We start from the raw sequence: 13,825 nt of genomic DNA on the forward strand, positions 1-13,825 counted from the left end.
CCTCGCGGCGCGGGCGGCGGTCACTTCAGGCCCCATTTGGCGGCAAGCTCGTCCACCGTGCCGTTTTCCTTGAGCTTGGCCAACGCGCCGTCGATGCGTTCCAGAAGCGCCGTGTCGTCCTTGCGCACGCCAAGGCCCACCGATCCGGTCTGCTGGCTCTCGTAGTCGGCCATCTTCACCTCGGGAAACCGGCCCTGCGACATCTGGTAGGCCATGATCGGCTTGTCGCCCATGCCGGCGGCGATGCGGCCACGGTTCACCTCGTTCAGGATATCGGCGAGCGAGTCGTAGACGCGGACCTCGCCGAAGACATCCATGGATTGCAGCCGGTCCAGATAGGTGGTGCCCTGCTGGACTCCGATCACCTCGCCGCGCAGCTCCTCGAAGGTGGGAGAGATGCCGCCCTCGAAGCCGGAGGCCACCACCACGCCCTCGCCGTAGGGCATCACTTCCTGCGAAAAGTCGATCACCTCGCGCCGGGCGTCGGTGGCGATCATGGCGGCGGCGATGATGTCGATACGCCTGGACGTGAGCGAGGGGATCAGCGAGCCGAAATCCACCGGCTGCACGGTCACCTCGAAGCCCGCTTCCTGGCCCACCGCGCGAACGAGATCCACCATCATGCCCTGGATCTCGTTGGTCTGGATGTCGAGGAAGGTGAAGGGAACGCCTGTCGGCGTGGACCCGACGGTCAGCGTCTCGGCGTTGGCCGGTTGCAGCGAGCCGATGGCGAGCATGGCTGCGCCTGCTAGGAATGCCTGCAGTTTCATGACTGGTTCCTTTCGCTGTGGTGAAGTCCGCTATCGGCCCGTGCCGCCGGCACGGACGAAATGAAGCCGACCGTCTCGATCAGGCGGGGTGCAAGTTCCCGCTCCATGTCCGCCATGCTCCAGCGGCTGGTCGGGCAGGATATGTTCACGGCGCCGAGGCCGGTGCCGTCCGTGCCGACGATGGCGCAGGCGATGTTGAGGTCGCCGACGTAGAACTGCTCGGCCGCGGTGGCGAAGCCCCGCTCGCGCGCGGCGTCGACAGCCTCCATGATCCGGTCCGGATCGGTTTGCGTGCTTGGCGTGAAGGCGCGCCGCACCGAACGCTCCACCATCTCCTGCGCCGCATCGCGTGGCAGGGTCGCCAGGTAGGCCCTGCCCGTGGCGCCGCAATACATCGGAACCCGCATGCCCTGCGGCATGTGGATGAACGAGCGGCGGTTGGCGGTGAAGCGGCCCAGGAACACCATGTCCAGCGCATCCGGACGCGACAGGTTTACCGTCTCTCCGCAATCATTGTTGAGGTCCACAAGATGGGGCGTCGCCTGCGCGATCAGTGGATCGGCCGCCAGATAATAGGTGCCGAATTCCAGCGTACGCGGCGTCAGGCGCCAGCGGCGCGCCGCATCGCGCCGCAGGAAGCCGAGAACCTCCAGCGTATGGGTGAAGCGCTGGGCGGCACTGCGGGTGATGCCGGCCTTTTCGGCGATTTCCGCAAGGCCGAGGCTTTCATGGCCTTCGAAGGCGCGCAGCACTTCGAACCCACGTTCCAGAGACTCGACGAAGAGGCGGTCCTTGTATTCCATCACGCCCTGTTTAATCGCTGTGCGATTTTTCAAATTGCAGAGCGATTACGGTGTCGTCATTTTACGGACCTGTCAAGGCGCATGCGCATTTATGCGTCACGCTGAATTGACGGGCAGGAATTGGGGAGGGCTGGTCAGCGGCGGTCGATGATGCCTATCCTTCGGAACTGGAACAGTCGAAGGCCATGCCGATGATGCGACCGGTTCTCTTTTCCATGGCGATGCTTCTGGCGATGGCGACGCAGACGGCCGCCCAATCGAACGAGGCGCCTTCGGTCGCGTCTTCCTGCCTGGCAATGGCTTCCACGATGCCCCGGGCCTTCAACGTGGCCTACACGCCGGTCAGCACGATGGAGGGCACGGTGCGCATCGCCTATGCCGGCCATTCGACCTACCGCATCGAAACGCCCGGCGGCGTCACCATCGCCACCGACTATTCGGGCTTCTACGGCAGCACGCCCCTGCCCCGCATCGTCACCATGAACAAGGCGCACAGGACGCACTACACCGAAACACCCGATCCCGGCATCGAGCATGTGCTGAAGGGCTGGGGCGAGTCCGGACCGGCGCGCCATGGGCTTGCTGTCGACGATGTCGTCATACGCAACGTCACGACCGACATCCGCCGATGGGGCGCCTCCGAACCGGATGCCAACTCCATCTTCATCTTCGAGGTTGCCGGCCTGTGCATCGGCCATCTCGGCCACCTACACCACGAGCTGACAAACGACCACTACGCCCGGATCGGCCGGTTGGACGTGGTCATGGTGCCGGTGGATGGGGGCCTTACCTCGTCACTTGCCAACATGGAAACGATCACACGGCGGCTGTCGTCTTCCGTTGTGCTGCCGATGCACCGCAATGCCACGTCCATCGATGCGTTTACGGGGCGCATGGGCGATGCCTTCGATGTCCGCAGGCTGGACGGCGACACGCTGGACCTGTCTGTCCGGACGCTGCCGGAGCGCCCCACCATATTCATTCCCGCCAGTCTGTGAGCCTTTGGCCTCCAAATCCGATCGAGGCGGTCGTATAAGGGCGCAAGGGCCGGGGAAAACCGGCCCGCGATCCACGTCCGCTTGCGATGCCCATGTCAGACAGTTTCACCCTTGTTGCCATTTCCATGGTCCGGACGGAGGTCCGCAAGAGCCGCTTCCTGGCGGTCGCCGGGCCCATACGGGACGAAGGCGAGGCAAAGGCCTTCATCGCCGCCCATTCGGATCTGGCGGCAACGCACAAGTGCTCGGCATGGCGGATCGGGCAGGCCTACCGGTTCGACGATGACGGCGAGCCGTCGGGTACGGCGGGCAAGCCGATCCTGCAGGCCATCGACGGGCAGAACCTCGACAAGGTGGCCGTTGTCGTCACCCGCTGGTTCGGCGGCATATTGCTGGGCGGCGGCGGCCTCGTGCGGGCGTATGGCGGCGCTGCGGCGCAATGCCTACGCCAGGCCGAAAAGCTGCAATGCCTCGACCTTGCGCCGGCGTCGATCGCCTGCGAATTCGGCGACCTTGCCATCCTGACGGCGCGGCTGGTCGCCATCGCGGGGCTGGAGACGACCGGCCAGGAATTCACCGCGCATGGCGCCCTGATCCAGGTTGCGATACCCGTGGCCGAACGGGCCCGGGTGGAGCGGCTCGTGGCCGACGTCACAAGCGGCCGCGGCACACTGACATGGCGCGATGACGTCGCGGCCTAGTTCAGGGACAGGTTCGCCGCCTCAATGATGGCCTTGTAGCGCGCGATCTCGGCCGCGATGAACGCGGCGAAATCCTGCGGGCTGCCCGCGGCCGCCTCGGTGCGTTGCACGGCCAGCGCCTCGACGATGTCCGGCTGCGCCATCGCCTCGCGGATCGCGCCATTCAGCCGCGTCACCGACGCTTCCGGCGTGCCGGCCGGCACCAGAACGCCGAACCATGTGGTCAGGTCGAAGTCCTCGAACCCCTCGTCCGCCATCGCCGGCACATCCGGCAGGAAGGACGAGCGCGCCTTGGTCGTCACCGCGAGAGGGCGCAGCACGCCCGAATCGATATGGCTCGACGCGGACGACAGATTGTCGAACATGAAGCCGACCTCCCCCGACAGAACCGCCTGCAACGCCGCGGCCGAACCCTGGTAGGGAACATGGGTCAGATCGAGACCGAGCTTCTGCGCAAAGAGTTCTCCCGCCAGATGGCCCGCACTTCCGTTGGAGCCGGACGAATAGATACCCAGCTCCGGCTCTTGCCGAAGGCGCTCCACGAACGCGTCCAGCGTATCGATGCCGGCTTCTTCCCGCACCACCAGCACGTTGGGCGTCTTGCCGACGAGCGCGACGGGAGAAAAATCCGCCACGGGGTCGAACGGCATGTCGGGAAACAGGCTGACATTGATGCCGTGGGTCGAGGTGGCGCCCATCAGAAGGGAGGCACCGTCGGGTGCGCTTTCGGCCACGAAATCGGCGCCGATATTGCCGCCGGCCCCGGGCCTGTTATCGACGAGGACCGACTGCCCGAAGGCCATTTCCAGCTTCCGGGCCAGAAGGCGTGCGGCGATATCCAGCGTGCCGCCGGGCGGAAACGGCACCACGAGCGTCAGCGTGCCGGTCGGAAACTGCGCGGCCATCGCGCGATGGCCCGTCAGCCCGCACAGCGCCAGTTGCGCCGCCGTCATCGCCAGCATGCTGCGGCGGTTGATCCGCGCCTGAACCATCTCGTTCCTCCCACCTTTATAGCGTCCCATCTCGGCCGCTCGAATATCACAGGTTGCACGTTTCGGAAGCGTCTTATGGCGGGCCGTGGCGTCTTGACAGGGCGCGCGCAACTGACACAGCTTGGCGGGACCGGTTCGGCAATTTGCGCCAGACAGGTCTTGTCGCAACGGCCCGTTCCGGATCATCGATGCACGCACCGTCTGTCTCGCGCCCTGTCACGGGCCGCTCGCTTCTCTTCGTCGCCGGCGCGGTCCTGCTGCTGCTGGCGCACGCAACCCATCTCGTTTCGGAAAGCTCCGGCCTCTTCGTCGGCCTGGCGGCGCTGTTTCTGATCGGCTCGGTCTTCGCGGCGGTCGAACATGCCGAAGTGCTGTCGCTTAAGATCGGCGAGCCGTTCGGCTCCGTGCTGCTGGCCGGTTGCGTCACGCTGATCGAGGTTTCGCTGATCGTATCGATCATGCTGTCGGCCAGCGCGGACGGCAGCGAAATCGCGCGCGACACGGTCTTTGCGACGCTGATGATCGTGTTGAACGGCGTCGTCGGCCTGTGCCTTCTGACGGGCGGCATCCTGCACAAGGAGCAGGGGTTCCACACCACCGGGGCGGCGGCGGCGCTGTCGGTTCTGGGTACGCTCGCGACGCTGACCCTGATCCTGCCCAACTTCACCTTGGCAACGCCGGGTCCGTCCTACTCGACCATGCAACTGGGGTTCGTGGCGGTGGTGTCGCTGACCTTGTACGGCCTGTTCCTGTTCGTCCAGACGGTGCGCCACCGCAACTACTTCACCGACCTGATCGAGGCCGAGCCGCACGAGGCGCCAAGCAGAGGCCGGGCCCTGGCCAGCCTCGGCCTTCTGCTTTTGTCCCTGCTCATGATCATCCTTCTGGCAGAGGATCTGACGCCCGTCGTCAGCACGGTGGTGCTGTCGGCCGGCCTCAACTCGGAGCTGATCGGCGTTCTGATCGCCGCGGTCGTGCTGCTTCCGGAAGGCACGACCGCCTTCCGCGCGGCACGCGCCAACCGCATCCAGACGAGCCTCAACCTGGCCCTGGGCTCGGCGCTTGCCAGTATCGGACTGAGCATTCCGGCCGTCGCCATCGTCTCCATCGTCACCGACAGGCCGATCACGCTGGGTCTGGAAAGCGATCACATCGTCCAGATCGTGCTGACCCTGATCATCGGCACGATGACCCTGGCCACCGGCCGGACCACGATCCTGCAGGGCGGCGTCCATCTGGTGATCTTTTTCGTCTTCCTGTTTATGTCGGCGGTGCCGTAAGCGCCGCCGACGCAAAGCCACCTCAAGGCCCGGCGCAGATCTCGGCCTGGGCAAGGCGCGCCTCTCCGACTTCGGCGCCATAGGCCCGGAAGCCGTGCTCGTCCAGCATCAGGATGCGGTAACAGGGGTTGCCGCCGGTCCACCACGGGTCGGGCGCGTCGAGATCGGTGATGAAGCGATGCGCGCAGGACTGCCCCGAGCTGAAGGCGATGCCGCCGGCCGTCGTGCCGGCCAGAGGCACGTGGATATGGCCGAACACGATGTGGCGGACCCCGCCTGCATGGGCGGCAAGGCGCGCCAGAAGGGCACCATCGTCATGCAGGCCGATATGCCGGAAATGCGCCAGCCCGTCATGCACCGGCGGATGGTGGACGAACACGGTGACAGGGTGGCCATCCGCCCCGGCAAGCGCATCGTCGAGCCAGGCCAGCCGGTCGGCGCCGTAGATGCCGCCGATCGTCCCGGCCTCATGCGTGTCCAGAAACAGCAGCCGGCCATACACGGTATCGACGCTCGACTGGACATAGCCGTGGCGGTCCACGGGATGATCGGGGAAGGCATCCACGAACGCCGGTCGCCGATCGTGATTGCCGATCATCAGGCGGACGGGAAACGGCACGTCCGACAGGATCTCGCGCAGGAGCGCGTAGGCTTCCGGTTCGCCGTCGTTGCACAGGTCGCCCGTTATGACCAGAAGGTCGGCATCGGCATGGCGCACGAGGACGTCGTCCAGCGCGCGGCGCAGCTGCAGCTCCGGATCCACTCCGTTGACGACGCGGCCGGGTTTTACGAGATGCGTGTCGGTGATCTGGATTATCTTCAAGGTATCGTCTTTCCGAATGGGGCGCGGCGGCATGGCCCCCCGCGCCCGTCCCCGTTTCGGGGTTACTTCATCAGGGCGTTGGTCTGCGCGACGATCTCTTTCAGGCCGTCTTCCGGCGTCACCTCGCCACGCATGACGGTGCCGATGATGTCGCGTTGCGTGCGCCAGATGCGGACGGAGTCACCGCCCGGATACCCGGCCCAGGGCAGCGAGCGGTCTGCCTGCCGCGACGCCGTTTCGACATTCGGATTCTCGGCGTAATAGGGCGCAAGGTAATCCGGCCCGGTCGCGCGCTTGTTGGTCGGCAGGTAACCGGTGATGCGCACGATCTGGTTCTGCGCTTGCGCACCGGTGATCCACTTCAGGTATTTCCACGCGGCCTGCTGGTGCGCCGGGTCCTGCGTCAGGATGACGGCCGAGTTTCCGCCGGTCGGCACGCCGCCCGTCTCCTTGTTCTCCAGCGGGAAGGTTGCGGTGGTCAGCTCGAACCGCTCGCCCACCAGCCCCTCGATGGTCTGGACATGGGCGGGGGTGGAAAAGATGAAGCCCGTCAATCCGGCCCCGAACTGCTGGCGGGACTGATCCCAGTCCAGCATCTCCTGGCCGCCTTCGGTCACGAAGCGGCGCACCAGCTTCATCGCGTTCAAACCCGTTTCGCCATCGAAGGCGACGGTGCCAGTCTGCGCGTCGACAAGCTGGCCGCCCTGCTGGAAGATCAGCGCCTGCCACAGCCAGTCGTCCGGCCAGCCGCCAATATCGTATCCCATGCCGGCGTATCGCGGGTCGAGCGCGTCGATCTTCGCGGCCAGCTCGACAAGGCCATCGAACGTGTCGGGCATGTTTTCCGGGTCGCCGCCCGCCTGCCGCACCAGATCGGCGTTCACATAGATGATCGGCGACGATGCGTTGACCGGAAGGCCGTACTGCTTGCCGTCGATCTGGCCCAGCGCCGCCATCTTGGGCGTGTAGTTCTCGTCCAGGAAAGCCTGTCCGCCTTCCGCCTCGATGAAGGGCGCCAGATCGGTGATCTGCGAGCGAGGCGCCAGGGTGCCCACCAGCTCGGCCGTCAAATTGTAGCCGGAAAAGTAGACATCCGGCAGATTGCCGGTGACGGCGGCGCGCAGCACCTGCTGCTGCCCCTCGTTGTAACCGGCGGCGGGCGCAAGGAAGTTGATCTTGATGTCGGGGTTGGCCGCCATGAACTGATCGGCCAGCGGCTGGTGGAATTTGGTGAAGCCGGGCAGGTTGTAGAGAACCTGCAACTCCACGGGCTCGGCGCGGGCAACGCCCGGAAGCGCGAGGCCAAGCGCCAGCGCGCCGGCCACGATGCGGGTGGGAAGCGACATGTAGACATCTCCTGTCGATGGGCCGGACGGCTGTTCCAGCCGTCCGGTTACTTGACGCCGGTCATGGTGATTCCGGCGATGAAGTGCCGCCGCGCCATGAGAAAGCAGACGACCATGGGGGCGGTGATGAGGGTGGCTCCGGCCATCAGGGCGCCGTAGTTGGCCCCGGATTCGACATCCGAGAAAAACAGCATGCCCAGCGGCGGCGGCGCCAGATTGGTGTCGGAAACGACGATCATCGGCCAGTAGAGATCGTTCCAATGGGCGACGACCGAGAACACGGAGAAGGCCGCAAGCGATGGCAGCGCACCGCGCAGGACCAGCCGCCAGCAGATCTCCATTTCGGAGAAGCCATCCATGCGCGCCGCTTCGATGATCTCGTCAGGATAGCTGCGGAACGCTTGGCGAAACAGGAAGATGGCGAAGACCGACAGGAAGAAGGGCAGCATCATCGCGAAATAGCTGTTCAGCATCTGCGTTATCGCCAGGCCGACGAAGAGCGGCAGCGCCAGCGCCTGCATCGGAATGCACAGGGCCGCGATGACCAACGTCATCAGAAGCCGCCGCCCCGGAAACGGCAGCTTTGCCAGCGCATAGGCGGCCGGTACCGCCGTCAGCACCTGAACCACAAGAATGCCGAGGCAGACGATGGCGCCATTGAGCATGAAGCGCGCCATCGGCACCTGCGAAGCGGCACGTACATAATTGTCCACGGCGTCGAGCGGCGAGACGGTCGGCCACAGCGAAACATCGAAGATCTCGGCCGGCGAGCGCAGCGAGGTCAGCACCATCCAGTAGAAGGGCAGAAGCATGACCGCCGCGCCGACAGCCAGCACGAGGAAGCGGAAGAACTGGCCGGAGCGGGTCATCAGTAATGCACCTTCCGGTCCATCGAGAGTGTCTGGCCGATGGACAGCACGAGCACCAGCGCCAGGAAGATCAGCGTCAGCGCCGCGGCATATCCGGTGTTGGAATATTCGAAGCCTTCGAGATACAGCGCGTAGAGCACCGTTTCCGAACCCGAACGCCCCTTCGTCAGCACGGCGACGGTTTCGAACACCTTCAGTGCCGATATGGAGGTGGTGACCACGACGAACATCGTGATCGGCCCCAGCATCGGCCATGTCACCGTCAGAAACCGGTCCACCGGGCTTTTTGCGCCATCCAGCCGTGCGGCCTCGTAAAGATCGCGCGGAATGTTCGTAAGACCCGCAAGAAACAGGACCATGTTGAAGCCGAGCACCTGCCAAATGCCGATCAGCGCCATGGTCGGTATCAGCAGGACGGGGTTGGACAGAAAGTAGACGGGGTCGAAGCCCAGCGCCCTGATCGCTGCGTTGACCGGCCCGAGCGAGGGGTGCAGCAGGAACTGCCACACCGTCGCCATGGCAACCAGGGTGGCCGTCACCGGCAGGAAATAGGCGACCTCCCAGAAAGGCCGGCTGCCTTTGGTTCCGTCCACCAGCAGCGCCGCCCCGAGGCCGAGGCCGACCCCGAAGGGAATGACGATCAAGGCATAGAGAAGCGTGTTGCCCATGGCCCGCATGAAGACGGGATCGGAAAAGGCGGCAGTGAAGTTGCCTAGGCCGACGAAGCCGAAGGACAGCGCGCCGAGCTGATAGTCGGTCACGGAAAACAGGCCCAGTGCCGCCATCGGCAGGATGTAGATGCCCAGAAGAAGAAGCACGGCGGGTGCGGCAAAGGCCAAGCCCACCCAGCGGCGCCGTGACGGACGACGGGCCGCCGTGGCGTGTGCCGTGGCGCCGGAAAGGGCGATGTCGGCGGCGCTCATGCGGCCACCTTCTCGCGCGTCCGGACGTCCAGCCGTCTGCCGCCGGCATCGAAAAGATGGATGCGCCGCCGGTCGAACGCGATCCAGGCGGCGCCGTCGCCATCCACGGGCAGGCTATCGCCGACACGGGTGCGCATGGTGATCTCGACCCCGTCCTCAACCGAAAGGGTCAAATAGCGGTCCGCTCCATGGATTTCGCTGCGGATCAGCCGCGCCGGCATGCCATCGGTGGCAAAGCGTACGTCTTCCGGGCGGATGCAGACGGTGCAGGAGCCGCGCGCTTCAACGCAGGCGACACCCAGCCTGTAGCCGAACACGCCGACCTGCCCGCCGCCGTCGATAGTGGCCGGAACCGCATTGATGGTGGGTGTGCCGATGAAGCGGGCGACGGCAAGGCTGTCCGGACGCTCGTACAGCTCGGCCGGCGTGCCCAGTTGCAGGATGCGCCCACCCTCCATCAGTGCGATGCGATCCGACATGGTCATCGCTTCGGTCTGGTCGTGCGTGACATAGATGAACGTCGCGCCGAGACGCCGGTGCAGGCCCGCAAGCTCGTCGCGCATATGAGCGCGCAGCTTGGCGTCTAGGTTCGACAAGGGCTCGTCCATCAGGAAGGCGGCCGGCTGGCGCACCAGCGCACGGGCCAGGGCGACGCGCTGCCGCTGGCCACCCGAAAGCTGGGCCGGACGACGGTCCAGAAGGGCCTCGATCTGCAGCGTGCGCGCGGCGTCTTCCACCTCGGCGTCGATGGCGCGCATCGCGGCCCGGCGGCCCGGCGCAAGAAGCCCGGCAAGCGGCAGGCGCGCCAGCGCCGACAACCGGCGCATGCGCAGGGGCGTCGCAATGTTCTGCCGCACCGTCATATGCGGGTACAGCGCGTAGGACTGGAACACCATGGCAAGGTTGCGGTCGCTCGGATCGCGGTCGGTCACCGTTTCGCCGCCGATGGCGACGGACCCGCTATCCGGCAGCTCCAGCCCTGCGATGAGCCGCAGAAGCGTCGATTTTCCGCAGCCCGACATGCCGACCAGCGACAGAAACTCGCCGGCGCGTACGCTGAGGTCGATGCCCTTCAGCACCTCGTCCGAGCCGAACCGCTTGCCGATCCCGACAAGCTCCACCGATTGCGCTGCCATGCCTTGCTCCTAACCTTAGGTGGAGGCATATCGGCTGGTTCCATGACGGGCGCATGAAGCTATTGCTGCGGTTCCATGAAAGACGGTTGCCGTCCCGGCTTATTGGTGAGAGCGCTCCCGCGTCGGATCGAAGCCCAGAAGACGCAGGGCGTTGAGCGTCACCAGCACGGTCGCGCCCGTATCCGCCAGGATGGCGATCCACAGGCCTGTGATGCCCAGAACGGAGGTCACCAGAAATACGGCCTTCAACCCCAGGGCAATGGCGACATTCTGGTGAATGTTGCCCATGGTGGCGCGCGCCAGCCGGATCAGCGCCGGCACATCCACCACCCTGTCGCGCAGGATGGCCGCATCGGCGGTTTCCAACGCCACGTCGGTGCCGGAACCCATGGCGACACCGACGGCCGCCTGCTTGAGGGCCGGCGCGTCGTTGATACCGTCGCCGATCATCATGACGCCGCCTTGCGCGCCGATCTCGCGTACGGTGGCCAGCTTGTCCTCCGGCATCATTCCGGCCTTGAAGTCCACGCCAAGCCCGCCGGCCACCGCCTTGGCCGTACGGGGGTTGTCGCCGGTCAGCATCACCGCGCCGACGCCCAGCCTCTTCAACTGGGCGATGGCCTCGCGCGCGTCGCCGCGCGCTTCGTCGCGCAGTGCCAGAATCCCAAGCGGACGCCCCTGCCGGTAGACCGCGACGACCGTCTTGCCTTCGGTTTCCATCGTGCCGGCCAGCTCTGCGCCCTCGGCATCGATGCCGCCTTCGGTCGCCGCATGGCGCGGCGAAGCGACGACGGCGCGCGCACCGTCCACAATGGCCTCGGCGCCCTTGCCCGGCATGGCCCGTGCGTCGGCGGCGGCCAGCGGAGAGACGCCGTCGGCGGCCGCGCGCTTCAGCACCGCACGTGCCAGTGGATGGCTCGAGCCGGCCTCGACGGCGGCCGCGACGGCCAGCAGCTCGGCTGCATCCACCCCGGCGGCGGGGCGGATGTCCACCACCTCCGGCCGGCCATGCGTGAGCGTGCCCGTCTTGTCGAAGGCGACGGTCCGCACCACCGATGTCGCCTCGATCACCGCGCCGCCCTTCATCAGCAGGCCCTTGCGTGCTCCGGCGGACAGCGACGAGGCGATGGATGCGGGCACGGAGATGACCAGGGCGCAGGGGCAGCCGATCAGAAGCAGGGCCAGCCCGCGATAGACCCAAATGTCCCAATCTGCACCGAAGGCCAGCGGCGGCACCAGCACCACCAGCGCAGCGACCGCCACGATGGCCGGCATGTACCAGCGGCTGAACCGGTCGATGAAGCGCTCGGTGGGCGCCCGCGCCTCCTCCGCATCCTCGACGAGGCGGATGATGCGGGCGATGGTGTTGTCGGAAGGCTCTTTCGTGACCGTGACGCGCAGGACCGCCTCGGTATTGATGGAGCCGGCGAAGACGGCCTCCCCCGGCCCCTTCGTCACCGGTACGCTTTCGCCCGTTACCGGGCTTTCGTCGACGCCGCTGGTGCCGTCGGCGATCTCGCCGTCGGCGGGGATCCGGTCGCCGGGACGCACCAGCACCGTCTGGCCGACGCGCAAGGTGTCGGCCGCGACTTCGCGCGTCGTGCCGCCATCGTCCAGAAGGGCCGTCTTGGGCACAAGGTCGGCCAGCGCCCGGATGCCGTCCCGAGCCTTGCCGGCCGCAACGCCTTCCAGCACCTCGCCGACCGCGAACAGGAATACGACGAGCGCGGCTTCCTCGGCGGCGCCGATCCACAGGGCGCCCACCACCGCGATGGTCATCAGGCTTTCGATGGTGAAGGGCTGGCCCATGCGTGCCGCCTCGAAGGCCCGCCGCGCAACGGGCGCCACCCCGATGAGGCACGCCGCAAGGAACGCCCAGTAGCCGTAGCGGGTGCCGGTCAGCATCTCGAAGGCCCAGGCGCAGGCAAGCAGCGCGCCCGTCAGGAGAACGAGCCGGCCCTTGGCGGTGCGGAACCAGCGCTTGCCCCTGTCGGCGGGGTCGTCGTGGACGTGCCCGCCATGCGCGGCATCCTCCGCCGCGTGGCCATGATCGTGCGGGTCGCCATGATCGTGGTGATGCCCGGTCTCGGCGGCGGCGGCATGGCCACCGCAACACGCCCCAGCGTCGCCCTGCTCTTCATGATCGTGCACCGGGCCGCTTTCGCGCGGGGTGATGCCGTAGCCAAGCCGGCGGACGGCATCTTCCACATCGCCATCCACGCCGACACCGGGGAGAAGGTTGAGCGAAAGACGCTCGCTCATCAGCCCGACCCGGACTTCGGAGATGCCCGGCAGCCTGCCAAGCGCATTCTGGACCTTGGTCGCGCACGCGGCACAATCCATGCCCGTGACCGTCCATTCCCGCCGTTGCACGCTATCGTCTCTCATCGAACCCGTCCCGAATGCAGGGGCCGCAACGCACGCGGCCATCATGATCCGGGAGCTTGCTTCCTCTAGCGACTAGAGGAGCAAGCGAAAAAATCGACGTGCCCGGCACAGGGGCGATGGCAGGGGGTTCGTCTCAGGCCGGCGGCCAGGTCCGCATGGTCATTTCCACCACCTGCCGCAGATCTTCCTTGCTGGCGCCGCTGGCCGCCTGCACGGCGATGCCGTTGGCCACGGTCATGACATAGCGTGCAAGATCCTCCGGATCGGCGCTGTCCGGCAGGTCTCCTGCGGCTTTCCATTCCTGCATGCGGCGGCAAAGGGCGGCTTCGCTTTCGGCGCGCCGGTCGCACAGTTCCCGCCGGATGGTTTCGCTGGCCTCGCTGCAGACGAGCGCGCCCTGCACCATCAGGCAACCCTTGGGCTTGTCATCCTCGGCGCCGACACCGGCGAAGCCAAGCAGAAGCATCTCGATCGCACGGCGCGAGGTTGGCTCGTTCAAGGCATCGCAGGCGGTATCGGAGCGACGCGACGCGTAGCGATCCAGCGCCTTGCGGAACAATTCCTCCTTGTTGCCGAAAACGGCATACAGGCTTGGCTTGGCGATGCCCATCGCTTCCGTCAGGTCGGACAGCGACGTCCCTTCATAGCCCTGGCGCCAGAAAAGCTCCATTGCCCTGTCGAGGGCCACATCGGGATCGAACTCCCGCGGACGGCCGACACCCATCGCGTTATTCCTTTCCTGCCTGCAAAACCGTTGTCGTCAACTTTTATACCTATCGGTAAATTAATCCATTGA

General features: G+C 66.1%; 13 protein-coding genes. 3 read left to right on the forward strand and 10 right to left on the reverse strand.

Going from position 1 to position 13,825, the window contains the following annotated elements; translation table 11 throughout:
- Nucleotides 1–20: 20 nt before the first annotated feature.
- Both AUL31_RS09435 and AUL31_RS09440 read right to left on the reverse strand, forming a co-directional pair.
- Complete coding sequence (locus tag AUL31_RS09435; protein ID WP_060604888.1) at nt 21–770, reverse strand: ABC transporter substrate-binding protein; 750 nt, start codon at nt 768–770, stop codon at nt 21–23.
- Complete coding sequence (locus AUL31_RS09440; protein WP_060604891.1) at nt 767–1,573, reverse strand: IclR family transcriptional regulator; 807 nt, start codon at nt 1,571–1,573, stop codon at nt 767–769. The genes AUL31_RS09435 and AUL31_RS09440 overlap by 4 nt, the downstream gene beginning before the upstream one ends.
- Nucleotides 1,574–1,758: 185 nt before the next feature.
- On the opposite strand from AUL31_RS09440, the gene AUL31_RS09445 reads away from it, so the two are divergent.
- On the forward strand, nt 1,759–2,571 hold the full coding sequence (locus AUL31_RS09445; protein ID WP_143190178.1) for an MBL fold metallo-hydrolase: 813 nt from the start codon (nt 1,759–1,761) through the stop codon (nt 2,569–2,571).
- Between the two features lie 92 nt (nt 2,572–2,663).
- A complete protein-coding gene (locus AUL31_RS09450; RefSeq protein ID WP_192842518.1) occupies nt 2,664–3,272 on the forward strand; it encodes an IMPACT family protein in 609 nt (202 codons plus the stop codon).
- Here AUL31_RS09450 and AUL31_RS09455 read toward each other — a convergent pair.
- The gene (locus AUL31_RS09455; protein WP_060604898.1) at nt 3,269–4,264 is read right to left on the reverse strand and encodes a Bug family tripartite tricarboxylate transporter substrate binding protein; all 996 of its coding nucleotides are present in this window, start codon (nt 4,262–4,264) and stop codon (nt 3,269–3,271) included. The genes AUL31_RS09450 and AUL31_RS09455 overlap by 4 nt on opposite strands.
- Before the next feature lie 188 nt (nt 4,265–4,452).
- Between AUL31_RS09455 and AUL31_RS09460 the strand changes: the two genes are divergently transcribed.
- A complete protein-coding gene (locus tag AUL31_RS09460) occupies nt 4,453–5,544 on the forward strand; it encodes a calcium:cation antiporter (protein WP_060604901.1) in 1,092 nt (363 codons plus the stop codon).
- Nucleotides 5,545–5,566: 22 nt separating this feature from the next.
- Here AUL31_RS09460 and AUL31_RS09465 read toward each other — a convergent pair whose 3' ends face one another.
- The 7 genes from AUL31_RS09465 to AUL31_RS09495 all read right to left on the reverse strand — a co-directional run bounded on the left by AUL31_RS09465 (nt 5,567) and on the right by AUL31_RS09495 (nt 13,753).
- Nucleotides 5,567–6,367 carry a phosphodiesterase gene (locus AUL31_RS09465; protein WP_060605407.1) on the reverse strand — a complete coding sequence of 267 codons (801 nt, stop codon included), beginning with the start codon at nt 6,365–6,367 and terminating at the stop codon, nt 5,567–5,569.
- A gap of 62 nt (nt 6,368–6,429) precedes the next feature.
- On the reverse strand, nt 6,430–7,713 hold the full coding sequence (locus AUL31_RS09470; RefSeq protein ID WP_060604905.1) for an ABC transporter substrate-binding protein: 1,284 nt from the start codon (nt 7,711–7,713) through the stop codon (nt 6,430–6,432).
- Between the two features lie 47 nt (nt 7,714–7,760).
- Nucleotides 7,761–8,582: a carbohydrate ABC transporter permease gene (locus tag AUL31_RS09475; protein ID WP_060604908.1), complete on the reverse strand. Its 822-nt coding sequence runs from the start codon at nt 8,580–8,582 to the stop codon at nt 7,761–7,763.
- Nucleotides 8,582–9,505 carry a carbohydrate ABC transporter permease gene (locus AUL31_RS09480; RefSeq protein ID WP_060604911.1) on the reverse strand — a complete coding sequence of 308 codons (924 nt, stop codon included), beginning with the start codon at nt 9,503–9,505 and terminating at the stop codon, nt 8,582–8,584. Before AUL31_RS09480 ends, AUL31_RS09475 begins: the two co-directional genes overlap by 1 nt.
- Nucleotides 9,502–10,641, reverse strand: a complete 1,140-nt coding sequence (locus tag AUL31_RS09485; protein WP_060604915.1) for an ABC transporter ATP-binding protein — start codon at nt 10,639–10,641, stop codon at nt 9,502–9,504. Before AUL31_RS09485 ends, AUL31_RS09480 begins: the two co-directional genes overlap by 4 nt.
- A gap of 99 nt (nt 10,642–10,740) precedes the next feature.
- Nucleotides 10,741–13,029 carry a heavy metal translocating P-type ATPase gene (locus AUL31_RS09490; RefSeq protein ID WP_060605411.1) on the reverse strand — a complete coding sequence of 763 codons (2,289 nt, stop codon included), beginning with the start codon at nt 13,027–13,029 and terminating at the stop codon, nt 10,741–10,743.
- 133 nt (nt 13,030–13,162) lie between these two features.
- Nucleotides 13,163–13,753: a TetR/AcrR family transcriptional regulator gene (locus tag AUL31_RS09495; protein ID WP_060604919.1), complete on the reverse strand. Its 591-nt coding sequence runs from the start codon at nt 13,751–13,753 to the stop codon at nt 13,163–13,165.
- Between the last annotated feature and the right edge of the window lie 72 nt (nt 13,754–13,825).

Source organism: Aureimonas altamirensis (assembly GCF_001463885.1).
GTDB classification, from domain to species: domain Bacteria; phylum Pseudomonadota; class Alphaproteobacteria; order Rhizobiales; family Rhizobiaceae; genus Aureimonas; species Aureimonas altamirensis.

Bases quoted from the DNA above. Each gene is read 5' to 3' on its own strand.
- AUL31_RS09440 (WP_060604891.1), bottom strand. From the start codon at position 1,573: ATGGAATACAAGGACCGCCTCTTCGTCGAGTCTCTGGAACGTGGGTTC.
- AUL31_RS09450 (WP_192842518.1), top strand. From the start codon at position 2,664: ATGTCAGACAGTTTCACCCTTGTTGCCATTTCCATGGTCCGGACGGAG.
- AUL31_RS09445 (WP_143190178.1), top strand. From the start codon at position 1,759: ATGCCGATGATGCGACCGGTTCTCTTTTCCATGGCGATGCTTCTGGCG.
- AUL31_RS09475 (WP_060604908.1), bottom strand. From the start codon at position 8,582: ATGACCCGCTCCGGCCAGTTCTTCCGCTTCCTCGTGCTGGCTGTCGGC.
- AUL31_RS09485 (WP_060604915.1), bottom strand. From the start codon at position 10,641: ATGGCAGCGCAATCGGTGGAGCTTGTCGGGATCGGCAAGCGGTTCGGC.
- AUL31_RS09435 (WP_060604888.1), bottom strand. From the start codon at position 770: ATGAAACTGCAGGCATTCCTAGCAGGCGCAGCCATGCTCGCCATCGGC.
- AUL31_RS09495 (WP_060604919.1), bottom strand. From the start codon at position 13,753: ATGGGTGTCGGCCGTCCGCGGGAGTTCGATCCCGATGTGGCCCTCGAC.
- AUL31_RS09460 (WP_060604901.1), top strand. From the start codon at position 4,453: ATGCACGCACCGTCTGTCTCGCGCCCTGTCACGGGCCGCTCGCTTCTC.
- AUL31_RS09480 (WP_060604911.1), bottom strand. From the start codon at position 9,505: ATGAGCGCCGCCGACATCGCCCTTTCCGGCGCCACGGCACACGCCACG.
- AUL31_RS09470 (WP_060604905.1), bottom strand. From the start codon at position 7,713: ATGTCGCTTCCCACCCGCATCGTGGCCGGCGCGCTGGCGCTTGGCCTC.
- AUL31_RS09490 (WP_060605411.1), bottom strand. From the start codon at position 13,029: ATGAGAGACGATAGCGTGCAACGGCGGGAATGGACGGTCACGGGCATG.
- AUL31_RS09455 (WP_060604898.1), bottom strand. From the start codon at position 4,264: ATGGTTCAGGCGCGGATCAACCGCCGCAGCATGCTGGCGATGACGGCG.